The sequence below is a fragment of the Nocardia wallacei genome, assembly GCF_029868745.1.
Taxonomy (GTDB): domain Bacteria; phylum Actinomycetota; class Actinomycetes; order Mycobacteriales; family Mycobacteriaceae; genus Nocardia; species Nocardia wallacei_B.
The window spans coordinates 25,431-48,576 of record NZ_JARWOP010000385.1; the positions used below are offsets into that span (position 1 = coordinate 25,431).

At 68.5% G+C, this 23,146-nt stretch carries 22 protein-coding genes; 11 read left to right on the top strand and 11 right to left on the bottom strand.

Translation table 11 applies throughout. From position 1 onward, the window contains the following. Positions 1–11: 11 nt before the first annotated feature. Positions 12–830: an alpha/beta fold hydrolase gene (locus QH470_RS36880; RefSeq protein ID WP_280277024.1), complete on the top strand. Its 819-nt coding sequence runs from the start codon at positions 12–14 to the stop codon at positions 828–830. Positions 831–928: 98 nt separating this feature from the next. Here the strand turns inward: QH470_RS36880 and QH470_RS36885 are convergent, their stop codons facing one another. From QH470_RS36885 to QH470_RS36905, 5 genes are all read right to left on the bottom strand, one after another. After that, positions 929–1,603 carry a DUF8020 domain-containing protein gene (locus QH470_RS36885; RefSeq protein ID WP_280277025.1) on the bottom strand — a complete coding sequence of 225 codons (675 nt, stop codon included), beginning with the start codon at positions 1,601–1,603 and terminating at the stop codon, positions 929–931. 205 nt (positions 1,604–1,808) lie between these two features. After that, positions 1,809–2,066, bottom strand: a complete 258-nt coding sequence (locus QH470_RS36890) for a hypothetical protein (RefSeq protein ID WP_280277026.1) — start codon at positions 2,064–2,066, stop codon at positions 1,809–1,811. 105 nt (positions 2,067–2,171) lie between these two features. Continuing rightward, positions 2,172–2,870: a hypothetical protein gene (locus tag QH470_RS36895; RefSeq protein ID WP_280277027.1), complete on the bottom strand. Its 699-nt coding sequence runs from the start codon at positions 2,868–2,870 to the stop codon at positions 2,172–2,174. A 40-nt stretch (positions 2,871–2,910) separates the two neighbouring features. Further along, a complete protein-coding gene (locus tag QH470_RS36900; RefSeq protein WP_280277028.1) occupies positions 2,911–5,322 on the bottom strand; it encodes a hypothetical protein in 2,412 nt (803 codons plus the stop codon). A 312-nt stretch (positions 5,323–5,634) separates the two neighbouring features. Beyond that, the gene (locus tag QH470_RS36905) at positions 5,635–6,276 is read right to left on the bottom strand and encodes a TetR/AcrR family transcriptional regulator (RefSeq protein ID WP_280277029.1); all 642 of its coding nucleotides are present in this window, start codon (positions 6,274–6,276) and stop codon (positions 5,635–5,637) included. A 92-nt stretch (positions 6,277–6,368) separates the two neighbouring features. Here QH470_RS36905 and QH470_RS36910 point away from each other — a divergent pair, with 92 nt between their 5' ends. Further along, positions 6,369–7,211: a PucR family transcriptional regulator gene (locus tag QH470_RS36910; RefSeq protein WP_280277030.1), complete on the top strand. Its 843-nt coding sequence runs from the start codon at positions 6,369–6,371 to the stop codon at positions 7,209–7,211. An 18-nt stretch (positions 7,212–7,229) separates the two neighbouring features. On the opposite strand, the gene QH470_RS36915 is transcribed toward QH470_RS36910, so the two are convergent. After that, positions 7,230–8,057 (bottom strand): SigB/SigF/SigG family RNA polymerase sigma factor, encoded by an 828-nt coding sequence (locus QH470_RS36915; protein ID WP_280277031.1) that lies wholly within the window; start codon positions 8,055–8,057, stop codon positions 7,230–7,232. A 56-nt stretch (positions 8,058–8,113) separates the two neighbouring features. Further along, positions 8,114–9,316: an alcohol dehydrogenase catalytic domain-containing protein gene (locus QH470_RS36920; RefSeq protein WP_280277032.1), complete on the bottom strand. Its 1,203-nt coding sequence runs from the start codon at positions 9,314–9,316 to the stop codon at positions 8,114–8,116. A gap of 198 nt (positions 9,317–9,514) precedes the next feature. On the opposite strand from QH470_RS36920, the gene QH470_RS36925 reads away from it, so the two are divergent. After that, positions 9,515–9,976, top strand: coding sequence for an SRPBCC family protein (locus QH470_RS36925; protein WP_280277033.1), 462 nt, complete (start codon positions 9,515–9,517; stop codon positions 9,974–9,976). A gap of 48 nt (positions 9,977–10,024) precedes the next feature. On the opposite strand, the gene QH470_RS36930 is transcribed toward QH470_RS36925, so the two are convergent. The 4 genes from QH470_RS36930 to QH470_RS36945 all read right to left on the bottom strand — a co-directional run bounded on the left by QH470_RS36930 (position 10,025) and on the right by QH470_RS36945 (position 15,072). Continuing rightward, the gene (locus QH470_RS36930) at positions 10,025–11,308 is read right to left on the bottom strand and encodes an ATP-grasp domain-containing protein (RefSeq protein ID WP_280277034.1); all 1,284 of its coding nucleotides are present in this window, start codon (positions 11,306–11,308) and stop codon (positions 10,025–10,027) included. A 123-nt stretch (positions 11,309–11,431) separates the two neighbouring features. Further along, positions 11,432–12,370, bottom strand: coding sequence for an alpha/beta hydrolase (locus QH470_RS36935; RefSeq protein ID WP_280277099.1), 939 nt, complete (start codon positions 12,368–12,370; stop codon positions 11,432–11,434). Continuing rightward, positions 12,363–14,387, bottom strand: coding sequence for a CocE/NonD family hydrolase (locus QH470_RS36940; RefSeq protein WP_280277035.1), 2,025 nt, complete (start codon positions 14,385–14,387; stop codon positions 12,363–12,365). The genes QH470_RS36935 and QH470_RS36940 overlap by 8 nt, the downstream gene beginning before the upstream one ends. A gap of 226 nt (positions 14,388–14,613) precedes the next feature. After that, positions 14,614–15,072, bottom strand: a complete 459-nt coding sequence (locus tag QH470_RS36945; protein WP_280277036.1) for a MarR family winged helix-turn-helix transcriptional regulator — start codon at positions 15,070–15,072, stop codon at positions 14,614–14,616. Between the two features lie 219 nt (positions 15,073–15,291). Between QH470_RS36945 and QH470_RS36950 the strand changes: the two genes are divergently transcribed. The 8 genes from QH470_RS36950 to QH470_RS36985 are packed head-to-tail and all read left to right on the top strand — an operon-like array spanning position 15,292 to position 23,146. Then, complete coding sequence (locus QH470_RS36950) at positions 15,292–16,122, top strand: MlaE family ABC transporter permease (protein ID WP_280277037.1); 831 nt, start codon at positions 15,292–15,294, stop codon at positions 16,120–16,122. Beyond that, positions 16,122–16,985, top strand: a complete 864-nt coding sequence (locus QH470_RS36955) for an MlaE family ABC transporter permease (RefSeq protein WP_280277038.1) — start codon at positions 16,122–16,124, stop codon at positions 16,983–16,985. The genes QH470_RS36950 and QH470_RS36955 overlap by 1 nt, the downstream gene beginning before the upstream one ends. Positions 16,986–16,989: 4 nt before the next feature. Next, positions 16,990–18,036 (top strand): MlaD family protein, encoded by a 1,047-nt coding sequence (locus QH470_RS36960; RefSeq protein WP_280277039.1) that lies wholly within the window; start codon positions 16,990–16,992, stop codon positions 18,034–18,036. After that, the gene (locus tag QH470_RS36965; protein ID WP_280277040.1) at positions 18,033–19,037 is read left to right on the top strand and encodes an MlaD family protein; all 1,005 of its coding nucleotides are present in this window, start codon (positions 18,033–18,035) and stop codon (positions 19,035–19,037) included. Before QH470_RS36960 ends, QH470_RS36965 begins: the two co-directional genes overlap by 4 nt. Beyond that, positions 19,025–20,062, top strand: coding sequence for an MlaD family protein (locus QH470_RS36970; RefSeq protein ID WP_280277041.1), 1,038 nt, complete (start codon positions 19,025–19,027; stop codon positions 20,060–20,062). Before QH470_RS36965 ends, QH470_RS36970 begins: the two co-directional genes overlap by 13 nt. Beyond that, the gene (locus QH470_RS36975; protein ID WP_280277042.1) at positions 20,062–21,165 is read left to right on the top strand and encodes an MlaD family protein; all 1,104 of its coding nucleotides are present in this window, start codon (positions 20,062–20,064) and stop codon (positions 21,163–21,165) included. Before QH470_RS36970 ends, QH470_RS36975 begins: the two co-directional genes overlap by 1 nt. Continuing rightward, a complete protein-coding gene (locus QH470_RS36980; protein ID WP_280277043.1) occupies positions 21,162–22,193 on the top strand; it encodes an MlaD family protein in 1,032 nt (343 codons plus the stop codon). Before QH470_RS36975 ends, QH470_RS36980 begins: the two co-directional genes overlap by 4 nt. Continuing rightward, complete coding sequence (locus QH470_RS36985) at positions 22,190–23,146, top strand: MlaD family protein (RefSeq protein WP_280277044.1); 957 nt, start codon at positions 22,190–22,192, stop codon at positions 23,144–23,146. Before QH470_RS36980 ends, QH470_RS36985 begins: the two co-directional genes overlap by 4 nt.

Sequence of the window (23,146 nt, forward strand, 5' to 3'; positions counted from 1 at the left end):
AGGGGTCAGCCTTGGAATCCACCGACATCGACGTCGACACCGAACTCGGTCGCCTGCGCGTCACCGTGACGGGTTCCGGTGCGGCACTGGTGATGTGGCCGAGCCTGCTGATGGACGCGAGCCTGTGGCAGCCGCAGGTCGAGCATTTCGCCCGGCGCTATCGCACCATCGTGATCGATCCGCCGGGACACGGCCGATCCCAGTCGCTGGACCGGGAATTCGACTTCGACGAATGCGCGCGCTGCGTCGTGGCGGTCCTCGACCGGCTGGGTGAGGCGCGCGCTCATTTCCTCGGCAACTCGTGGGGCGCGATGATCGGCGGCACCTTCGCCGCGACGTACCCCGACCGCGTGCACAGCGTGGTGCTGATGAACGGGACGGCCTCGCCCGCCTCGCGGCGGCAGCGGGCGGAGTACGGCGTGCTGCTCGCGATCGCGAAGCTGCTGCGCGGCATCCGGCCGCCGCTCACGGTGGCTGTGCTGCGCGCCTTTCTGGGACCCACCAGTCGCGGCACCCGCCCGGAGGTGGTGCGGCGGGTCCGCGCCGCCGCCATCGACAACGACGTGGCCTCGGTGGTCTACGCGGTGCGGTCGGTCGTGATGCGCCGCCCCGACCAGCGAGAACTGTTCGGCTCCATCGAATGTCCGGCGCTGGTCGTCGCGGGGCGGGAGGACGACACCTTCCCGCTGCCCGAACTCGAGGCCATGGCCCGCGCCATTCCCACCGCCGAACTGGTCGTGCTCGACGACGCCGCGCACTTGGTCGCCGCCGAGGTCCCCGAGATCGTCAACGACTTGGTCGATCGGTTCCTCGTCGAGCACGGACACTGATACGCACGACGAAACATGTTCGGGGCGACCATATTCCGGCCACCACGCACGGAGCCGGGCGAGGCGTCGATGTGACGCCCCGCCCGGCTCACGTACGGTCAGTTGGCCGGTGCGGGCGTATTGATCGTCTGGAAGAACTGCACCGCGGCAGCGATGCCGACGGGGACACCGACCACGAGCGATCCCGCGGCCGCACCCAGCGCGACACCGACGCTGGCACCCGCGATGCACCCGCCGGGCGCACCGGCGAAGAAGATCGGTGCCGTGAGCGCGCCGACGGTCAGCGCACCCAGCACACATCCGCCGACCAGGCCGACGAGGCCACCGATCAGCGTGCCGACACCCGTGGCCAGGCCGAACTGGGTGCTAGCGGCCGACAGCGCCGAGTTGAAATCGGCCTGGGCGTCGACGGATTGCAGCGGCATGTCCACCGGGTGCGCGGTGGCCGGGTCGGTGCTGGGGGTGAGGGTCGCGGTGTTGCCGTCGATGGCGGCCGACACCGGGAACTCGAGCCCGTTCATCTGATAGGCGAGCGGTAGACCCCCCAGCACCGTGCCCGCCGCGTCCCGCACCACGAACTGGTTGTCCCGAGCCTCGAGGAAGCCCGCGTCGGTGGTGACGACGACCGATCTACCGACAACGTCGGCGTCCCAATGGATAACGGCGGCGTCGCTCTGCTCGGCGGCGGCCGGAGCGGCGTGCACCGCACCTGTGGCGGCGGTCAGCGCCCCGACGACGAGTACGGACGTGGCTGCGAACTTCCGAAACTTCATGTGATTCAGTGCTTTCTTCAGTACCTGCGCCGCCGGTCCGGCGCGCACGGCCCTAAAAGGGCCTGCTGGGAGAGTCGGGCCGCGCTGTTACCCGGGTGGTTCCGTTGTGTGAACTCCGGGAAAATTGGGAATTCGCAGCAACCTTCGGCGTCGCCCCGATCAACCGCGAGGGAACCCGTTACGTGTCAACGAACTTCGCGACCGCTCAACCGAAATCGCGGGCGAGCACGGCGCGGGCATAGGCCTCGGCCAGCGTGATTCCCGCGATCCGGCGCAGCCGGGCGAGTTCGCGGCGGCGTTCGCCGGTACAGACCGTAGCCTCGAGTTCCCCGTCCAGGAAGTGGAGGACGTGCTGGAGGCCGCGGACGGTCTCGACGCTCGCCGCGCGGTCCAGGGCCCTCACCTCGTCGACCACGCGCAGCAGTCGGCGTTCCAGACCGAATCGGCGTTCCAGACCGAGCATCTCGCCTCCCGCGCAGCTGTGCGTGTCCGCCGTCGGCCGCGCCGAAGTCCGTCGTTCGCCGCCGCACCGTAAGCCACACCTATCGTACCGTTAAATAACGGTACATCAAGCAGTGGTGTGCTTGGTGTGGTCGCGAACCCATTGCGCGACAACGGCGCAGGCGGAGATGAGCGAGACGGCGCCCGCCGCCCAGGCCCACGGCGTCAATCCGGCGTTGGCGTACGCGCTCACCCGGCTGCCCGGCAGCACGTACGCGCCGTTGCCGAAATACGCGCGCATCACCAACCCGAGTTGGCCGCCCAGATCGCGGCTCACGCCGACCATGGCCTTCGCTTCGGGCCCCTTGGTATTCAGGTAGACCAGCGTGATCAATACCCACCCGGCCGAGGCCAGCGCGGACAGCATCGCCAGGCGCGACAGTGTGCGGCTGCGGGCCCGCAGATCGAAAACCACGAAGCAGACGGTCAGGATGCCGGTCGCCGCGGTCAGAATGCCCCACGCGCCGGTGACCCGCACGGCGGCGGGCGGCGATTGCGACCAGGCGTTCAGCGCGCTGGTGGTGATCTCCATCCGGCCGAAGGCGTTGATGCCGATCGAGCCGTCGAAACCCGAAGCGCTGAGCCATGGTTCGAACAGCAGCGCCAGGGTGACCAGGCTCCCCGCCGCCGCGCTCACATACCCCCACCGCCCGCGCAGCGCGCGCAGGGCGGACAGATCGAACTGGAACCGGTCGGGAGCGACCGCGGCAGTGGTTGATTCACGTCGAAGGTCGTTCGCCCGCCAGGGCGTCGGCTGCACCATCATGCTCGTTTCGTGGTGAGGTTGCGGCAGGGAAGGGGCGATGTCAGAAGCGCGGAATCGCCTTGGAGGGAGTCAATTTGACGTTTCCGGTCCAGTACTCGGAATTCGCCATGACCTGGAGGACCTCCGACGCTCGGGACAGGTTCTCGGCCTGCGCGGCGCCCAGGTACTGCTGCGCGAGGTGCGGCATGATGAACCGGTTCATCAGCTGACCGCGCTCCTGCGACCAGCCCTCGAACTCGACCGGCAGCGGGTAGTCCGGATTCGACTGCACCACAGCGCCACTGGCGTCCCGGGTGATCCGGCTGCCGCCCGCGAGCGCCTGGATGCCGCGGATCTTGTCGCGGGTCGGGTTGGCGAAATAGTCGCGCAGGTAGGCCATTTCCTCGCGGGTGAGTTCGTTCTCGTGCACGTGGTCGATGTAGCGGCGGTTCGCGAGCCGGTGCGCGGTCTGCTGGAACAGGGCCACGTTGGCCGGCGAGGTGCCCAGCTTGAGCACGGCCAGTGACGCCGCGGCCTCGCCGATGTACTTGTCGCCGTCCCACACACTGGGCGCGAAGTTCTGCCGGTAGTTGTAGGCACGGATGGCATCGGTGATCATCGAGTGGTCGGTGAAACCGGCGTCGGTCAGCGCGGCGCCCACGTCGGTGAGCGACCCGCCGCGATTGAGCACCCGGTCGACCGCCGCGGCGGCGCTGCGCGGGGTGTGGCGGCCGCCGTGTTCGCGCACCGCCGACCTGGCGGCCTCCATGATCTGACCGCGTGTCCGGTAGTAATTGAGCATCCAGCCCTTCTCGTGCACCAGCGCGTTGGTCCGCCACATTCCGACCTCGGCGCGGTTGCGCACCCGCGAGTGCGGGTCGAGAGGGTTTCTGCGATAACCGAACAGCGCCGCCGCGATCGGGTTGTTGTTGACGGTGTTGACCGCGGTCAGTCCGGCGAGCAGGCCCGGCGACATCGAATGCGCGGCGCCGCCCGTGCCCATGCCCAGCGCGGCGCCGCCCTCGGCGGACTTGCCGCCGCCCTGCCCCTGCATGGCGAGCGCGAATCGGTTGGCCATCCACTCGTTGCCGCGGTCGAGCCCGGCGCTGAGCCGCTTCAGCTGCAGGATGGCGATGATCTCCACGATCGCGCCGAGCACCAGCACCACCGTGACCTGCCCGCCGGCCTGCTCGAAAAGCTTGCCGAGGAACAGCGCGTAGATGGCGAGGAAGATGGTGTACGCGGTCATCCGAGCGCCCGAGACGAGACCGTCGACCAGATTGCGAGCCAGGAACGTCTGGGTCGGGCCGTAGACGAAACCGCCTGCGGCGAAACCGAACAGCGCCATGAACCCGTGATAGATGGCGTCCAGGGCGGCCCAGATTATCTTGATCGCGAGATACGCTCCGAAGCACAGCAGGATCGCGGCGCAGATGAGCAGCACGAGACCGGAACCGATCTGGCCCATGCTCGGGTTGTCGGCCTTCGCGTACGCGGTCGCGTCGCCGCAGGACCGCAGGCCGTTCAGCACGCGGTCCGTCTCGCCGGAGCGCACACCGGCCGACCACAGGGCGGCGCACTGCGGCGACTGATCGATCACGTGGCCGAAGTTCCACACCTGCACCGGGCGCCGGGCGAAGTTGTCCGCCAGATCGCTCTGCATATCGGTCATGAGGTGGTTCGTGTCGGGGTGCGAGTCGCCGCCCAGACCGGCGGCCACCGCCACACCCACGTCGCGGCCCTGCGCCAGCAGCCCGTGCGAGGACAGCACGTCCGCCAGCGGGTGGGCGAGGAACAGCGGCCCGAGCACGGCGACGCCGAGCATGGTGACGATCTGCACCGTGGCCTTGGCGTAGTGGCCGCGCAGCACGAACCACGCCACGCAGAACGCGCCGATGCCCGCCGCCGTCACCAGCACCATCGGGGTGGCGATCTGGCCGGTCACGCTGTCGGCGACACCGGTCAGCGCCCGCTCGAACGGGTCCAGCCAGCGGAAGCTGATCGCGAAACCGATCAGCCACACGGCACTGGTCACGATCACGATGTAGCCGACGAACTCCAGCCCGAGCACGGCGGAGATCACCGTCTCCAGCGGGCTGAACAGGCTGCCGTGACTGGTCGCGAAGACGTAGTCGGTCAGCCGGATACCGCCCGAGTCCCGGATGTCCATCCAGTTCAGGGCGTCGATCCCGGCGCCCCCGGCGGCCGCGTTGCTCTGGGCGCGGGCGACCGCGCCGACGCCGCCCGGGAAGACGAACAGCACGCCCAGGATCGCCGTGACCCACACCGTCCGGCGTCGCCTCGAGGTGGCGTCGATCCAGTCGCGGGCGCGCCGGAACAGCTTGCGCGGCAACCACTTCCGGGAATCCCAGAACGCCATCTCACGGTCGGACCAGGAGCGCCGACAGCCGGAATCCCGCGCGGGACCGTCGGCGATCGGGGCGAGTCTGGGCGTGTTCAGCACTGTGGTCATCGGATCCTGGTCGAGGGGGACGAAAGGGCGTCGCCGGACCCCCGGCCGAGCCCGGCGACCAAAGTTATGCCGCCGCGCGCCGGGTGGACAGGAATGCGACCAGCGTGATCGAAAATATGGAATGTCACCGAACGGCCCGTCGAAGGGCCTGTGCACCAGGGCTTTTCAGCCCGATGGCGAGGGCGCTGAGGTCATGTCGCCACCCATCCGGCGACTGTGATTGCGGCCACTGCGCGAACGGGAACAGCGATCAAGCCTGGCGCAGAGGGCATCTCGGCTACGCGTGCCGGACAGTACGCGGAACCCGCAGGCTCAGAGCAGATTTCGCGCGCGGCACTGCGTCCCGGAGGCGGTGTCCTCCGTGGCGACGCCGCGCGGACGGGCGACATCGGCCGCGAGTTCGTTGTCCGCGGTGAGACGGTGCACCGCGCGCTCGAGTGTGGGCATGATCTCGGCGATATCCAGTGCGCCGGCGGCATAGCGGCTGATGAGCCCGTAGCTGAGATTCACGAGAATGCGGTCGAGGTCGTCGCGGTAGCCCGGGTCCGCCGCGGCGAGGACGGCGGTCGCGGTCTCGCGCACGGCGGCACGGCCCTGGATGTCGAGCCGATGCCCGCCCGGTCCGCAGAGCGCGCGGTGGTACGCCTTCAGCATCTGCGGGCTGCGTTCCCAGGGCTCGAACACGCCGCGCAACAGCCGCATCAGCCCTTCCCGCAGCGTCTCGCCCGGTGGCGCGGGCGGTGCCGTATAGCTGCACTGCGCCATCCAGCGCTCGATCGCGGCGACGATCAGTTCGTCTCGGGTGCCGAAAAGCTTGTACACCGTGGTGAGCGAGACCCGCGCGCCACGCGCGACCTCTTGCACGTAGACGCTGTCGTACCCGCCACGCTCCAGTGACCGCACCACCTGAGCGAGGATCCGCGCTGCGGTATCCGATTCTCGCTCTTCACTCACGAAGCCAGCGTAGTATGAGAACCGGATAATCGAATTACTCTCAATGGGACTCTCAGATTTGAGAGCCTGGTTATCGAACGTGAGATGAGCCGGTGAAGGGTCGTAGTTCCCGCAGCACAGCCGAGGCCGGAGTGCCCGACGTAGCGTCGCTGCTGCGCCTGCTGCGTGCCGCGTCCAGGGAAGGAGCCGGCGCCGCAACGGCACTGGGCTTCGTGCTGGCGAGCGGCGGCAATCCGGGGGCGATCGCGCATACCGCGGGGGTGCCGGTCGCCGGTCGGTACGCGGTGCTGGCGCTCGAGACGGACCAGGGGGCCGACCGGCTCCGAACGGCGCTGGCCTCGGTCTACGGCGAGCGCGTGCTGCCACTGCTCGGCGCGGGCGGCGGCACGCTGCTGCTCGCCGAGGCCGACGCCGCCGACCGGTCGGTGCGGGACCTGTTCGCCTTCGCGGGGCGGGTCGCGCACGGCCCGCTGGCCGCGACCGTCGTCTCCGCGACCGTGCCGGGACTGCCGGAGGCCACCGACCTCGCCCACGATCTGCTCGATATCGTCCGCCGGCTCGGGTACGCCCCCCGTCTCTACGAGTTCGACGATCTCGCTCTCGAATACCAGATCACCCGTCCCGGCCCCGCCAACGAATACCTGCGGTCGCTGCTGCATCCCCTGCTGGCACACGACGATCTGCTCGAACTGCTGCGCCGCCGGGTCAGCGACAACTTCACCCGGCGGGCGACGGCACGCGCGATGCACGTCCACACCAACACCGTCGACTACCGACTCCGGCGCATCAAGGAACTCACCGGGATCGACCCGACCGAACCGGTCGGCCTGTGGTACCTGCAATCGGCGTTGATCGCCCACACCTACACCACCGGCGCGGGCCCGGTCGCCGACGGAACCGGGCAGCCGATCCGGCGGCAACCGCAACCCACCTGACTCCGGGCGCCGACTCGGTCAGGCGGCCCGTGGCGGTTCGGTGAGCGCTTGTTCGCGCAGGGTGGTGAGGATGCGTTTGAGGGTGCGGTGGATCTGCATCTGGGAGACGCCGTAGTGGCGTCCGATTTCGGTCTGGCTGCGGCCGGCGAAGAAGCGCTGGATGAGGATGTCGCGGTCGCGGGCGGGCAGCGCGGCGATGAGGGGGCGAATGGTGATGGCGTCCTCGAGCAGGGTGTAGCAGGGATCGGTCGTGCCGAGATGGTCGGTCAGGGTGGTCTGGCCGTCGCCGGTGTCGATAGGGGTGTCGAGGGATTCGGTGCGGTAGCTGTCGGCGGCGACGAGGGCCTGGGTGACATCCTCGCGGTCGGCGCCGAGCGCGTCGGCGAGGTCGGTGGCGGTGGGCATGCGGCCCAGTTGCTGGGCGAGGTCGGGGGTGAGGGCGGCGATGCGCTGGCGGAGTTCCTTGAGCGCGCGCGGCACGCGCAGCGCCCAGCCGTGATCGCGGAAGTGGCGGCGGACCTCGCCCATGATGGTGGGCACGGCGAAACCGAGAAAGCTGGCGCCGTGGCCGGGATCGAAGCGGTTGACGGCGGCGAGCAGGCCGACGCGGGCGACCTGCAAAAGATCGTCGTAGTCCAGACCACGGCCGGTGAAGCGGCGGGCGATGTGGTCGGCCAGCGGCAGGGCGCGGGTGATGATGTCCTCGCGCAGGCGTTGGTGGCGCGGGTCGCCCGGATCGAGGGCGGCGAGTTCGGCGAACAGGGGCTCGAGGCCGTCGTAGCTGTCGGTGCCGCGGCGGGAGCGCCGGGCGGTCGAGGACGGGGACGTGCGCGTGTCGGTGGGCATGGCCGAACTTCTCTCCCAATCTATGCGGACGGATATCGGACGCGCGCGGGACCGCGTCAGGCCACCACAGGCGTGCCGACGGGATCGAGCACGATCTTGACCGCGCCGTCGGACTTCTGCTGGAACATGCGGTAGGCGTCCGGCGCGGCGGACAGCGGAAGCCGGTGGGTGGCAAAGCCTTCCACGCCCAGCGGATCGCCGTCGGCCAGCAGCGGCATGATGTCGGGCGCCCAGCGGGTGACGTTCGCCTGGCCCATCCGCAACTGAATCTGCTTGTCGAACAGCACGCGCATCGGCAGCGGGTCCACCATGCCGCCGTACACGCCGACCAGCGAGATGGTCCCGCCGCGGCGCACGATGTCGATCGCGCTGCGCAGCGCGGCGAGCCGGTCGATACCGGCCGTGTCCATCATCTTCTGTGCCACCGCGTCCGGCACGAACGCCGCGGCGCGCTGGGCCAGCGACGAGACCGGCGACCCGTGCGCCTCCATGCCGACGGCGTCGATCACCGCGTCGGTGCCGCGCCCGTCGGTGCGATCGCGGATCACCTCGCCGAGGGAGTCGTGCACCCGTTCCATATCGACCACCTCGATCCCGCGCCCGGCCACCCGCGCCAGCCGCTCGGGCACGCGGTCGACCCCGATCACCCGCACGCCGCGATGCGCCGCGACGCGGCAGGCCATATCGCCGATCGGGCCGAGGCCCAGCACGGTGAGCGAATCACCGGCCGAGACCCCCGCGTACTCCACCGCCTGCCACGCCGTCGGCAGCACGTCGGACAGATACAGGAACCGGGTGTCGTCGGGGCCGTGCGGCACCTTGATGTGCGTGGCATCGGCATGCGGCACCCGCAGGTACTGGGCCTGCCCGCCGGGCACCTGCCCGTACAGCTTCGAGTAACCGAATAAGGCGGCGCCGGAGCCCTGTTCGCGCACCTGGGTGGTCTCGCACTGGGTGGGCAGTCCGGTCGTGCACATCGCGCAATCGCCACAGCTGATCTGGAACGGGACCACCACGCGATCGCCCACGGCGAGGGTGCTGACCTCCGGGCCCGTCTCGACCACCACCCCGATCGGTTCATGGCCGAGCACGTCGCCCGGGCTCATGTAGGCGCCCAGCACCTCGTACAGGTGCAGATCGGACCCGCAGATCGCGGTCGAGGTGACCTCCACGATCGCGTCCGTGGGCTGCTCGATGCGGGGATCGGGCACGTTCTCGACGGCGACATTGCGGCGTCCCTGCCAGGTCACGGCTCTCATCTGCGCTCCTCACCGAGATCGTTCGACTCCTTCCCGCGCTACCCGCCTCGGGGCCGCGCAAACTGCGGGACGGCCCGCATACCCCGGCGACAGCCGGGTAGTGCCGCAGACGTGGTCGCAACCGCGCCACCTCGTCGAGCCGGAGCGCTCGCCGAGCCACACGGCCGCCGAGGCGCCCGAATACGAAGGAGAGCAACCATGGGTACCGTGACAGCCGCCGTGGACGTCGAAGTCCCGATCCGGACCGCCTACGACCAGTGGACCCAGTTCGAGACGTTCCCCGAGTTCATGGAGGGCGTCGAACGGATCGAGCAGCGCGACGACACACATACGCACTGGAAGGTGCAGGTCGGCCCGGCCACCCGGGAATTCGACGCCACCATCAGCGAACAGCATCCCGACGAGCGGATCGCGTGGCATTCGGATTCCGGGCCGACGCATGCCGGTGTGGTCACCTTCCACCGCCTCGACCCGAACACCACCCGCGTCACCGCGCAGATGGACATCGATCCCGACGGGTTCGTGGAGAACGTCGGCGACAAACTCGGCGTGATCGATCGCCGGGTGCACGGCGACCTGAAGCGCTTCAAGAACTTCATCGAGCAGCGCGGGGCGGAAACCGGGCAGTGGCGTGGCGACGTCCCCCGCTCGCAACCCTGACCCGGAAGCACAGTGAGGCCCCCACGGAATCCCGTGGGGGCCTTGCCTTCAGCCCTGTTCCTCCTCGTCGAATTCGAAACGCAGGGCTTCGACGCAGCGCTCGTATTTGCGGGTCATCTCGGCTTCGCTGTCCGCGCCGATGAAGATGTCGGCCAGTTCGAAACTGTAGCTGTCCTGGGCGGGCGCATCGGACAGCCGGGCGCCCTCGGTGGCGACGACATCGATTGTGACGCCGGGTATCTCGTTCTGCAGCGCCTCGATCTCGGCTTCGGTCGGCACTCGGGTGACGACCGCGTCGGAGAAGCGGCGGTAGTACCACTTGGCGGCGATGTCGTACGGTCCCTCGTTGCGGGGCAGGCTCGGGTCCAGACCCAAACCCAACCGGACCATGCAGTGGTGATTGGGAATGCCGTCCACGGCCATGAACATGTCCGCGTGCGATTGCGAGTGCCGCGCGTTGATCTCCAGCACCGAGACCCGCCCGGTATCCAGATCACAGAAGAACTCGATGCTGAACGTCGAATTCGTCAGCCCCACCTGCTTGATCACCCGCTCGGAGATGTCGGTCATCCGGGCGACGATCTCGCGCGGCAGCTGGGACGGATACTGATGGCGCAGGAAACTCGACGTATCGGGGTAATTGATGGAGTCGAGCGCGCCGTTGACGGTGACCTTGCCCTGGTACACATACCCTTCGGTCGCCGCCTGCACCCCGGTGAGCGCCTCCTCGGCCAGGCACGCCTGCCCGCCGATCTCCGCGATTTCCGGCGGCAACTCGACCTGATCGAGCACGAATTCGAACGGCTTACCGACCCGGCTCACGCCCTCGCGGATCTGTTCGACGGCGTCGTCGAATTCCTTGTCGTCGCTCACATGGAAGGCCAGTTCCGAGGAGAAGGACTTCACCGGCTTGAGCCACACCGGATATGTCATGCCCGCGGGCAGCCGGGCCTCGCCCGCGAGATCCACGATCCCGAATTTCGGCAGGTCCTCGACGACCTTGCGCTGTTCGAGGCGACTCCAGTACTTGTGCTCGCATTTGACCACCGCCTCGAGGTTCGCGCTGGGCAGGCCGAACTGCTTGCACAGCATCGGCGCCAGCGCGGTCACCGGAAAGTCCCAGTATCCGACGATCGCGCCGATCTTCCCGTCGAACTCCGCCAGCGTCCGCTGCGCCTTGTGCAGCAGATCTTCGATCGGAATCTGCCCCTCCTGGGTCTCCTCCACCCCGAGCAGGGAGTGAAAGCGGAATTTCTCCGCGTCCGGAATTCGCTCCAGCGTGCGCAGATTTCCCTCGTCCAGAGCGAGCACGAAAATGTCGACTTGACTCACGGGTACCTCACCTTGTCGTCCCCCGACGTTTCTCGGGAACTCAACGTCCCGACGGTCAGTGCCTGCGGGCTACCCCGGTGGCGGCGTCCTACACGGGTCCGCCGCCGTGGTATCCCCGCCGGATCAGGCCGGGCGCTGCACCAGCCGCTCCAGTTCACGCATGGCGTGCCGGGACTCCGGGAGGTCCGCGAGCAGCCAGGCGTGGAACATGTCGTCGTACTCGAAGTAGCCGAGTTCGACGCCTTCCGCGGCGCAGCGCGCGCGGAACCGGCGCGCGTCCGCGAGCAGGACGTCCCTGGTGCCGATGAACAGGCTCAGGGCTCCGGGCGTCGCGGCGGGCGCGTGCAGCGGGCTGATCATGGGATCGGACCGGTCGTGCCCGCCGGCGTACAGCCGCCCGGCCTCGGCCAGGCCCGCGACGCCGAGATACGGATCGGCCGGATCGATGGCGCGCGCGACGGGGTCGGTCATGGTGACGTCGAGCCACGGCGAGACCATCACGACCTCCTTCGGCGCGGCCTCGCCCGCCGCACCGATCCGCCGGGCCAGCACCAGCGCCAGCGCGCCCCCGGCCGAATCCCCCATGAACACCTTGTCCGCCGGGTCGGTGTCGGCGAAGGCCGCGTCGTGCGCCGCGACGACCATGGGAATCGTGTCGTCGCAGTGGTTCCCCGGCGCCAGCGGGTAGAGCGGCACGGTGACCGTGCACCCCGTCTGATCGACCAAGCGCGACAAGAACTTCCAGTGATCGCGCTGGATCTGGTGCACGTACGCGCCACCATGCAGGTAGAACACGTGCCGGGTGGTGCCGCCGGTCTTCGGCCGGATCGTGTAGACCGGCCGCCCGTGTATCTCGCGGCACGTGACCCGGTGATGGCGGTACAACGACGACGGCGGCCGGTCTCGCGCGGGCCGCTGGCTTTTCGGGATACTCCGGTCGAGCGCCTCGGCGCTGGCGAAGGTCTTCTTGGCGCCGGTCAGCCGCAACGCCGCGATGAACATCCGGGCACGCAGACTCGGCTTCGGCGATTCCCGCAGGGAACCGCGCTGATCGTTAAACATGGTCACGGGGAATCGTCCTGTTCCAGTTTCGCGAATACACCCGCCGCTCCCCCTCGTACCCGTCGAGCTGGGCATGCACGACGAAATCGGTTGGGGTGCAGGTGACTTGGGTCCGAGTGTCGGTCCTGACCCGCCAGTCGCCGCGGGCGAACGTCATCGACCACGAGGTCTCGGCGGTGGTGGAGCAGAAGTCGTCCGCCTGCCAGCCGTAGTGCTCGCGTACCCGGCGGTCGACCTCCAGATCGTGCTCGTCGAATCGGAGCAGTCCGGCGTCCTTGACGATATTCAGCGCCGAGTAGTACTCGATCAGATCGCGCGACACCGTCCATTTCTGTTCGCCCGGCGTGATCTGGGTGGTCGGCATGGGCTCCGCGCCCTCCGGCTCGCCGAAGGGCTGCGGCGGGACCTCGTCGGATTCCGCCGTCGGCCGGATCGGCAGCCGCAGGCTGCTGCCCGCGGTGTGAACGGTCAGCTGCGCGGGTTCCGGCGGCGGCCAGGCCAAGGGCCAGTACGACGTCGACAGCGACAATCGGATGCGGTGACCGGCCGGAAACGCCTGTGCCACGGCATTGAGCTGCACGGTGACGCGGTACCGCTCGCCCGGGCGCAGGGGCCGCGGTTCGTCGTGGCCGTCCCGGTGGGTCAGGTTGAGCAGGCCGTAGGTCACCCGGGTGGCGCGGCCGTCCGGAGCGACATCGGACAACCGAGCCGCCACCATCGCGACCGGTTTGTCGGCGGACACCTCGAGCGTCAGCACCGGCGCGCCGAGGATCTCGCACCGCTCGGCCAGGTCGTCGGTGTCGAACACCAGCGAGCCGCCGTCCTCCTCGCGCTGGTCGTAGGGCAGGTCGGGCGGAGCGCTGTAGGAGGCCCACTTGCCCGCGAACTGCCCCACCGACAACGGCGATTCGACCAGCAGGTCCGCGGCCGGCACATCCGCACCGGGACGCGCGATCCGGTAGCGGGCCAGCGGATGCTCCAGTTCGCGGATATGCGGCGAGGGCCAGGCCGGCTCGCCGACCCACCGGCCGGGCCGATCCTCGTACGCCGTGGACGGCGGCACGCTCTCCTGCATCCAGGTGTAGAGCATCGGCCCATCCATCACGCCGTTCTCGATGTCCTTGAGCCAGTAGTCCCACCACCGCAGCACCTCCTGGAGGTAGCCGATCGCGGGGCCCGGCTCACCCAGGTGCGGATATTTATGACTCCAGGGACCGATCATCCCCCTGCGCGGCACATCCAGATTCGCGAGCAGCCGGGCAACGGCGTTCGAATAACCGTCGGCCCATCCACTGGACGCCAGCACGGGAATCTGCACGTCGGCGTAGCTCTCGCACACCGACGCCCGCCGCCAGTAGTCGTCCCGACGCTGGTGTTCCAGCCAATTGGCCGCCCACAGACTGCAATTCTCCAGGCGCTCCAGCCACATATCGCGCCAGCGTTCGCCGACGAGTGCCGGGTCGGGCGGCAGGGTGCTGTAGGCGAACATGGTGGCAGATTCCGCGATATTGTCCGACAGCAGCGCTCCGCCCATATAATGCATATCGTCGGAGTACCTGTCGTCGGTAAAAGAGGAGATGACGATCGCGCACAGCTCGGGCGGTTTTCTGGCGGCAATTTGGAGCGCATTGAATCCGCCCCAGGAAATTCCCATCATGCCGATTTTCCCATTGCACCAAGGCTGTTCGGCCATCCATTTCAGGACATCTTCGGCATCGAGATGTTCCTGCTCGAGATATTCATCGGCGAGGATACCCTCCGATTCCCCGGTACCACGCAGATCGACTCGGACACAGGCGTAACCGTGCCCAGCCAGATATGGATGATGGATCGAATCCCGCACCGCGGTGAGATCCCGCTTGCGATAGGGAATGTATTCCAGAATCCCGGGCACGGGCTCGTCGTCGGCGGCGGTCGGCCGCCAGATCTTCGCCGCCAGCCGGGTGCCGTCCGACATCGGGATCCACACGTGTTCCGCCACGGTGATCTGCTGGGGAAACGAGGTCACCGTCCGCATGCCAGGTCCTTTCTCTCGCCGTCCGCGACCGCATTGGCAGCGCTACCCGTTTGCACCTCGACTACACGGTGCGACGGGCCACGGACGGCCCCGGAGAGGAGTCGACCTGCCGGTCATCGCCGAAAACGCTTGCCCTGGACCCTCGACTGAAATAGTATCCAGACACATGTCCGAGAGTGTGTCCACAACTGCCGACGCGGCTGCCCGCCGGGTCGGTGGCGACGGCTCACCAGGTGTCGCGCGCGGAATCGAGAAAGTTCTCCCACTTCGTGACCAGCCGCAGGTAGCTGTCCAGTTCCGAACGCGAGGTGCGGAAGAGTTCGGCGGCCATCCGGCGGCCGTAGTCGTCGGCCACAGCCGCCGCCCGCTGCCCCGGCGCGGTGACGAAAAGTTTCTTACGCTTGCTATCGGAGGGATCCGGCAATTCGGAAACAAGACCTTTTTGCTTCAGCTTGGCAATGTTCTGCGACATCGCCGAACGCGTGACGCCGAGGCGCTGCGCGAGCTCGCTGCCGGTAATGCCGGAATGATGCGAGATCAGAAAGCACATCTCGGCCTCCAACATGGTCAGCGGCGGCCCCTCGCCATAACGGCGCGGCGTCCTGCGGCCCTGGTTGATTTTGTTGACGACGCGCAGGAGGCCGACGGCGATCTCCCGCGCGATGTCGGCATCGCTTTCGGCCACGGCGCACCTCTCCTGGTATTTCCGTCGAAGTCGTTGACAGCCCGGAACGCCGAGTGTACCTTGCCTGTTAAGTTGCTTAACAAGCGACCACCATCCGATTCTCGGTCCCGAACGCATCAGTAATAGCGCACCCAGCCTCGGCAGACGAAGAATAAGCGGTGCCGAACTCTGAACAATCGGCCCGCGTAATGCGGCACTTTCGTCGAACAAGGAGGTTCGGTGTCGACGACAGACCTGGCCATTCGCACGGCACTCCGCCGCAATTTCTCCGAGACGGTGCTGTCCAGCCTCGCCACGCTCGGACGGGCGATCCACATGGGCGCGCAGGCACTGCGCATCGGCGTGCTGGACGTGGTGCGGCTGCGCTTCCAGGTCCACGAGACGCTCGCGCAGGCCTGGTTTCTGATCAAGGTCACCGCGATCCCCAGCATTCTGATGGCCATCCCGTTCGGCGTCATCGTCTCGGCCCAGGTCGGCAATATCGTGTCGCAGCTCGGCGCGGATTCGATGATCGGCGCGGCCGGCGGGCTGGGGGTGATCAAGCAGGGGGCGCCGATGGCGGCCGCGATGCTGCTGGGCGGCGCGGGCTCGGCGGCCATCGCGGCCGACCTCGGCGCCCGCACCATCCGGGAGGAGGTCGACGCCATGCGGGTCATGGGCGTCGATCCGGTGCAGCGCCTGGTGGTTCCGCGCATCGCCGCCATGATGCTGGTGGCGCCGATGCTCACCAGCCTGATCATCGTCGTCGGCATCGCCTCCGGATTCGCGGTCGCGGTCACCGCGCTGGATGTGACCCCGGGCAGCTACTGGGATTCGTTCGGCTCGTTCACCACTCCGATCGATCTCTGGGTGGCGGTGCTCAAGTCGTTCGTGTTCGGCTTCCTGGTCGTCGTCATCGCCTGCCAGCGCGGGCTCGAGGCCAAGGGTGGCCCGCGCGGCGTGGCCGACGGGGTCAACGCCGCGGTCGTCATGTCGATCGCCGCCGTCACCGTCCTCAACACCGCGATCACGCAGGTGGTCACCATGTTCATCCCGGTGAGGATGGCGTGATGACCGCGACGCCGTACCTGCCGGCCGGGCTCCGGTGGGTCAACCGGTTGCGCGGCCGGATACATCCGCTGGGCCCGATCGAGTCGATCGGCTTCGCGATCGGGTTCGGCTGGCAGGTCTTCGCTTCGCTGCCCTACACGCTGCGGCGCTACCGGCGCGAGACGATCACGGTGATCACCGACATGACCTGGGGCCGCGGCTCGGTCATCATCGGCGGCGGGGTGGTGCCGCTGATGCTGCTGCTGGGCGCGGCGATGGGCGCGTCCATCGGCATCGAGGCCTACAGCGCGCTCAATCTGCTCTCGCTCGGACAGCTCAGCGGCCTCATCTCGGCCTTCGGCGTCACCCGGGAACTGGCGCCGATCGCGGCGGGGGTGGGATTCGCCGCGCAGGCCGGGTGCCGGATGACGGCCGAGATCGGCTCCATGCGCATCTCCGAGGAGATCGACGCCCTCGAATCGCTCGGCATCCGGTCGGTGCCGTTCGTCGTGACGACCCGGGTCGTCGCCGGAATCGTCGCGGTCGCACCGGCTTTCGTGGTGGCGCTGATCCTCAGCTACCTGTCCTGCGAGGTGATCGTGACGACCATCCACGGCACCCCCACCGGCACCTACGACCACTACTTCGACCAGTTCGTGCTGGGCTGGGACGTGATCGCCGCGACGGTCAAGGTGATGATCTTCGCCATCGCCGTCGTGCTGATCCATTGCTACCAGGGCTATTTCGCGACGGGCGGCCCCGAGGGCGTCGGCATCGGTTCCGGCCGCGCGATCCGCGCCAGCCTGGTGTCGATCATCGCGCTCGACATGTTCGCCACCATCGTCCTGTGGGGCTTCCAGTCCCCCATCACGTTCACCGGGTGACCGCATGCCTCCCTACATCCTGCCCGGCACCGAGGTCGGACCGCGCCGCGCCCGCGTCCTCGGCGCCTGCGCCGTGCTGCTGGCGCTGGCCCTCCTCGTCGGCTGGCGCGTGCAGCCGGACCGCCGGCCGGCCGACGAGATCCGGGTCGCGCTGCTCACCGGCCACGTCGGCGAGGGCATCGAACCGGGCACCGATGTCCGGCTCGACGGCGTGCGGATCGGGTCGGTCACCTCGATCGACACCGCGGCGCCGGGCCGCCAGCGCGTCGAATTGGGGCTGCTGCGGTCGCAGCTGTTCGGCCTGTCCGACACGCTGACCGTCGACTACGCACCCGGCAATCTCTTCGGAATCAGTGCGGTGCAACTACATTCGCGTGGCGGCGGGGCGATCCTGGCCGACGGGTCCACGGTCGACCTGACCGGCCGCAACGCCGACCGCGTGCAGGACGCCACGCTTTCGGCGCTGCTGCGCTCGACCGGACAGCTCACCAACGACGTCCTCACCCCGCAGCTGTCCGAACTGCTGCACAAGACCTCACAGGACCTCACCGCCTTCACCCCGCTGCTGCAGGCGATGGGCACGACGATCCGTTCGTACACCGAGACGCGGCAGTTGCCGGCGTCGCTGCTGTTCGACCGGTACGGCTCGGTGCTGACCGGCCTGCCGCCCATGCTGACCGGCGCGATCACCCTGCTCTACGGCGACCTGACCAACGCCTACCTCACGAATCCGGACAACCTGACCCGGTACGGCAACCTGTGGACCAACGTGCAGAACCTGTTGCTGCCCGCGGCGACTCGAACGCTCAGCACCGCTCGGGGGTACTTCGGTGAGTTGCTGCCCATCGCCCCGCTGATTCTCGATCGGCTGTCCGCGTCGGTCAGCACACCGGACCGTTCCGCGGGACAGCTGAGCGAACTGCTCGACCGGCTCGACACGGCGTTCCACGATTCGCCCACGGGCCCGGTACTGCACGCCGGCGTCGAATCCGATTCCATACCAGGGCTTTCCGCGCCACTGTCGGCGGCCCTCGGCGGAGGACAGCGATGACGAGCCGATCCCTGCTACTCCGCCTCGCCGTGGCCGCGGCGCTCACGATCGTCGTGCTGATCGGGGTGCTGCGGGTGATCGAACGGCCGGTCCGGGGCGACACCGACACCTACACGGCGATGTTCACCGACGCCAACGGCCTTCGCACCGGCGACGACGTGCGCCTCTACGGCGTCCAGGTCGGCAAGGTCCGCGATGTCGAGCTGGCCGGAGCGCTCGCTCGCGTGCACTTCACCGTGACCCGCGACCATCCCCTGTTCGACGGCGGCAAGGTCGCCATCCGATACCAAAACCTCACCGGCTTCCGCTATCTGGACATCCAGCAGCCCGAACGACCCGAGCGCCATCGCGATCCGAAGACCGTCTTCGAGATCGCCGACACCATCCCGGCTTTCGACATCACCACCCTGTTCAAGGGCTTGCAGCCGGTGCTGGCCGAGCTGTCCCCCGCCGAGATCAATCAATTCGCGACCAGCATGCTCGCGGTCATCCAGGGCGACGGCACGGGCCTGGGCCCGGCGCTGGACGCCGTCGACAAGCTGAGCCGCCACGTCTCGGACCGCCAGGCGGTGGTGTCGACGCTGGTGTCGAACCTCGCCACCATCTCCGATCACCTCGGCGGCAAGTCGGGCAACACCATGGAGTTGATGGCGAATCTGACCAACCTGTTCGTCAACATCACCGACAAGCTCCCGGGACTGGTCCAGTTCTCACGCACCATCCCGCCGATCTTGAAACCGCTCCGGAGCACGCTGGCCACCCTGGGCGTGAGCGGTGACCGCGGTCAGGACCTGGATGCCTTGTTGCAGAACGCGATTCCCGATCCGCACGAGGCCGCGGTGGTATTCGGGCGGCTGCCCGGCCTGCTCCAGACGATGGCGGCGGCGGTCCCGCCCAGCGGCCCCGACGCCGCGCTCACCTGTTCGCGCGGCACCGCCGCGGCGCCCGAGCCGCTGCAACTGCTCATCTCCGGACAGAGGATCACGCTATGCAACAGGTGAGTTTCGCTTCCCTGCGCGCGGCGCTCCGAGGCAAGGGCCGGGCCGTTGATCCACGCGGCACCGAACTACGTTGGGGCATAGCGGGTTTGGTCTCCGCAGTGCTGCTGATCATCGCGATCGGCGCGGTCTACGTCACCGGCACCACCCCCGAGCGGGAGTATTCCGCCGATTTGGCGCAGGCCGGTTCGATCCGGACCGGCGACGACGTGCGGGTCGCGGGGATTCCGGTCGGCAAGGTGAAATCGCTGACGCTGCTGCCGGATCGGGTCCGGATGAAGTTCACGGTCGATGACAAGGTCTTCGTCGGGGATCAGACCGCGCTCGGCATCCGCATGCTGACCGTGGTCGGCGGCTACTACCTCGCCGTGCAGCCCGCGGGCACCCGGCCGCTGGGCTCGGCGATCATCCCGCGGGAACGAGTCACGCTGCCGTACAACCTCACTCAGGTCTTCCAGGATGCCGTGCAACCGGTCCGGGACATCGACGGCAACGTGCTCCGCGAGACACTCTCCTCGCTGTCCACCGCGGTCGACGGCGGCCCGGATTCCTTCCGCGCGGCGCTCCGGGCGGTCGGTGACCTGACCGGGATCATGGACCGGCAGAACGCCGACATCTCGCGCACGCTCGCGCTGGCCGACGAATATCTGACGGCTCTGCGCGAGAACGCCGACGTGCTGGTGCGCCTGATCACCGCGCTGGCGGGCATGGAGGATGTCATCCGCAACAACAAGACGGAGATCTCGGAGGCGCTGGACGACCTGGGGACGGTCCTGCACGGCCTGTCCCCCTTGGGCCGCGCGTGGGACACGAAGCTGAAGGAGCGGGCCCAGCCACTCGCCGACGAGGCGATCCCGAAGCTCCAGGAACTCGGCGCCCGCCTGGGCACACTGCTCGATGCCGTGCGCGATCTGGAGCAGCGGCTGCTGCCCCTGCTGCCCGGTGGCGGCGGCGTGACCGTCGACCAGTCCGCGGCGACGATCGCGCTGCCGGCCGTCTGCGTTCCCGTTCCGGGCGGAGGTTGTTGATGCTCGCGAAGATTCTCGGCTCGCGGGGGCTGATGTCGGCGGCGGTGGTGATCGTCCTCGTCGCGGCGGCCGCGACGGCTCTGCAACTGACCCGATCCGGCCCCGGCTCGCGCGCCTACTGCGCGGAGCTGCCCGACAGCATCGGCCTGTACGAGGGCAGCGCCGTCACCGTCATGGGCGTGCAGGTCGGCGAGGTCACCGATATCCGGCCCGACGGCGCCCGGACCCGCGTCGGGTTCACCGTGCGATCCGACCGCAAACTCCCGCCCGATGTCGGGGCGGTGACCGTGAGCGAGAACCTGATCGCCGACCGGAATCTGGCGCTCATCGGCGCCGAACCCGCCGGGCCGGGCTGGGATCCCGGCGCCTGCATCACCAGAACCCTGACGCCCAAGAGCCTTTCGGAAACCTTCGACGCCCTCGCCGGGCTCGCCGACAAACTCAACGGCGCGGGAGATCCCGCGCAGCACAACGCATTCGGCGCCGGACTCGACGCGGTCGACCGCGCGACCGCGGGCACCGGGGATCAACTCAACGCCGTCATCCAGCAGCTCGGCAAGGCGCTCGCCGCGCCCGACGCCGCCATCGGGCACATCGGGCAGTTGCTCGACGCCCTCAGCGAACTCGCGCACCGCGCCGTCGGCGGCTGGGCACAGGTGAAGGACACGGTGATTCGGCTGCCGCAGGCCTTCAACGACATCAACGTCCTCGCGTTCCCGCCGGTCGTGGAGATCGTCGCGGCCCTCGCCGACGTGCTCCCGCAGCTCAACGACGTGTTCATGATGTTCGGTACCCCGGCGGTGCGCGCGCTCGACGCCACTCCCGGTCTGCCCCAGCTGCTCGCGGCCGGGGTCGGCTCCCTCACCGATCTCATCCGCATGATCCCGGCCGTCGCCACGGGCTTCGCCGGTGCCGTGGACCCGGTCAGCGGCCGCCTGACGATCGGCTACGCGCCGCCGAAACTCGCTCTGCCGCAACACGATGCCGACCGGGTCTGTACCGCCGTACAGGCCGTCACCGGACAGCGTTGCGCCGCAACGGAGAACGGCACGGTCGCCGTGCCCGCCCTGCCCGCGCTGCTGGCGGGGGTGAGTGCCCGATGAGGCGCCTGATCGCCCGGGCGGCGTTCGGTCTCGCGGTGGCGCTGGCCGCCGCGGGCTGCGATGTCCAGCCCGCCGACGTCCCGGTGCCGGGGGTCGGCGTCGACGGCCCGACCTACCGTCTGCGCATCGAGTTCGCCGATGTGCTCAATCTTCCGCAGGGCGCCAAGGTCATCGCCGATGGTGTCCGGGTGGGACAGCTGCGCGGAGTCACCGTCGTGGACCCAGACCCGGCCCGGCACAAGGGGTACGTGGTCGCCGATGTCGACATCCGCGACTCGGTGCGGCTACCGATCGGCACCACTGCCGAACTGCGCCAGGAGACTCCGCTCGGCGACGTGCACATCGCTCTCACCGAACCGGCCGCTCCCGCGGCGGACCGGCTGCGACCGGGCGCGACCATCCCGCTCGCCGACACCACCCAGTCACCGCCCATCGAGGACATCCTGGCCGGACTGTCCACCTTCGTCGGCAGCGGCGCCGTCACCGATGTGCAGGACATCGTCCGCAAGATGAACGGCATCCTCCCGAAGGACCCCCGCGACACCACCCGGATCGCGGCCACGCTCGGCGCCGACCTCACCGGCCTGGGAGCCGACCTCGACTCCGTCGACCATGTCCTGGACGGCCTGCAGGCCACCGTGACCGACGGATTGGCCGCCAACACACCGTATTTCGACGAACTGCTCACCCCCTACGGCGTCGAGCAGACCACCGCGTCGGTGAATGCCCAGATCGGCGTCATTCTCGTGCTGACCGCGCTCGGCCCGATCGGGCCCGCCTCCGCCTGGCTGGGCCCGCTGCTGCAGTCGGTCGACGGCACCGCCCGCGCCGTGGTGCCCATGCTGTTCGGCAACCACCCCTTCGACACCGGTTCGCCGTCGAACATGAAAAAGCTGCTCGACCTGATCAACACCAAGATCATTCCGTTCGCCGACCACGGACCGAAGGTCGACCTGGTGGAACTGAACCCGCAGGAACAGACCGGCCGCATCGTCGACAGCCTCCGCATGATCGGAGTGGTGCGATGAATATCCGTGCGGCCGTGTCACTTTCGGCGATCGCGGCGGTGCTGATCCTCGGCATCACCTACATGACGGTCGGTGTGCTGCACCTGGATCCGCGCCGCTCGCACATCACGGCCGAGATGCGGCTCGCCGATTCGGGCGGGCTCGGGCCGAATGCCCCGGTGCTGCTGCGCGGCGTGCAGGTCGGCCTCACGAAGGAGGTGCGCAAACAGGCCACCGGTGTGCTCGTGCGGCTCGAGATCGATGACCGGTACCGGATTCCGGTCGCCAGCGATGTCGTCATCGAACAGTTGTCCGCGCTCGGCGAGCCCTACATCGAATTCGAGCCGGCCGACGGCGGCGGACCGTACCTGGAGAACGGCCAGACCGTGCCGACCGACCGGATCCGCACGCCGATGACGATCACGGCGCTGTCGTCGCGGCTGGTCGAACTCATGAACCAGATTCATCCGGAGGTGATGGGCCGCCTGGTCGACACCTTCGGCCGCGCGCTGTCCGGCACGGATACCACGATGCAGACCCTGCAACGGTCGACCACGCTGCTGGCCACCACCCTGCTCAGCCGCACACCCACCATCCGCCGGCTGTTCAGCGATATCCAGGCGATGGGCGGCGACATCGACTGGCTCGGGCCCTCGCTCGCCGCGGCCGGTCCCGAATTCGGCGAGTTCGGCCGCTACCTGAACCGGATCGTCGAGCAGGGGTCGGGGCTGGTCGATGCCCGACCGACGTCGGTGTACTTCACCGGCGACGGGGTGGTGCCCTTCCTCGACAACACCACCGCGCTGCTGAACAAGATCGGCCCGAGCATCGCCCCGCTGGGTCCGGTCCTGCAGCCCGTGGTCGCCGACGCGGTCCACCGCACATCCCACATCGATATCAGCACCTTGATCGATCAGGCGCTCTCCAGCGTCGACACCGACGGGACGGTACGTTTCCGAATCAACGTCAAATAG

Excerpts from the sequence above, each read along its gene's own strand:
- QH470_RS36980 (WP_280277043.1), top strand. The coding sequence starts at position 21,162 with ATGAGGCGCCTGATCGCCCGGGCGGCGTTCGGTCTCGCGGTGGCGCTG.
- QH470_RS36890 (WP_280277026.1), bottom strand. The coding sequence starts at position 2,066 with ATGCTCGGTCTGGAACGCCGATTCGGTCTGGAACGCCGACTGCTGCGC.
- QH470_RS36940 (WP_280277035.1), bottom strand. The coding sequence starts at position 14,387 with ATGCGGACGGTGACCTCGTTTCCCCAGCAGATCACCGTGGCGGAACAC.
- QH470_RS36955 (WP_280277038.1), top strand. The coding sequence starts at position 16,122 with ATGACCGCGACGCCGTACCTGCCGGCCGGGCTCCGGTGGGTCAACCGG.
- QH470_RS36965 (WP_280277040.1), top strand. The coding sequence starts at position 18,033 with ATGACGAGCCGATCCCTGCTACTCCGCCTCGCCGTGGCCGCGGCGCTC.
- QH470_RS36900 (WP_280277028.1), bottom strand. The coding sequence starts at position 5,322 with ATGACCACAGTGCTGAACACGCCCAGACTCGCCCCGATCGCCGACGGT.
- QH470_RS36920 (WP_280277032.1), bottom strand. The coding sequence starts at position 9,316 with ATGAGAGCCGTGACCTGGCAGGGACGCCGCAATGTCGCCGTCGAGAAC.
- QH470_RS36925 (WP_280277033.1), top strand. The coding sequence starts at position 9,515 with ATGGGTACCGTGACAGCCGCCGTGGACGTCGAAGTCCCGATCCGGACC.
- QH470_RS36975 (WP_280277042.1), top strand. The coding sequence starts at position 20,062 with ATGCTCGCGAAGATTCTCGGCTCGCGGGGGCTGATGTCGGCGGCGGTG.
- QH470_RS36915 (WP_280277031.1), bottom strand. The coding sequence starts at position 8,057 with ATGCCCACCGACACGCGCACGTCCCCGTCCTCGACCGCCCGGCGCTCC.
- QH470_RS36970 (WP_280277041.1), top strand. The coding sequence starts at position 19,025 with ATGCAACAGGTGAGTTTCGCTTCCCTGCGCGCGGCGCTCCGAGGCAAG.
- QH470_RS36885 (WP_280277025.1), bottom strand. The coding sequence starts at position 1,603 with ATGAAGTTTCGGAAGTTCGCAGCCACGTCCGTACTCGTCGTCGGGGCG.
- QH470_RS36895 (WP_280277027.1), bottom strand. The coding sequence starts at position 2,870 with ATGATGGTGCAGCCGACGCCCTGGCGGGCGAACGACCTTCGACGTGAA.
- QH470_RS36960 (WP_280277039.1), top strand. The coding sequence starts at position 16,990 with ATGCCTCCCTACATCCTGCCCGGCACCGAGGTCGGACCGCGCCGCGCC.
- QH470_RS36985 (WP_280277044.1), top strand. The coding sequence starts at position 22,190 with ATGAATATCCGTGCGGCCGTGTCACTTTCGGCGATCGCGGCGGTGCTG.
- QH470_RS36935 (WP_280277099.1), bottom strand. The coding sequence starts at position 12,370 with ATGTTTAACGATCAGCGCGGTTCCCTGCGGGAATCGCCGAAGCCGAGT.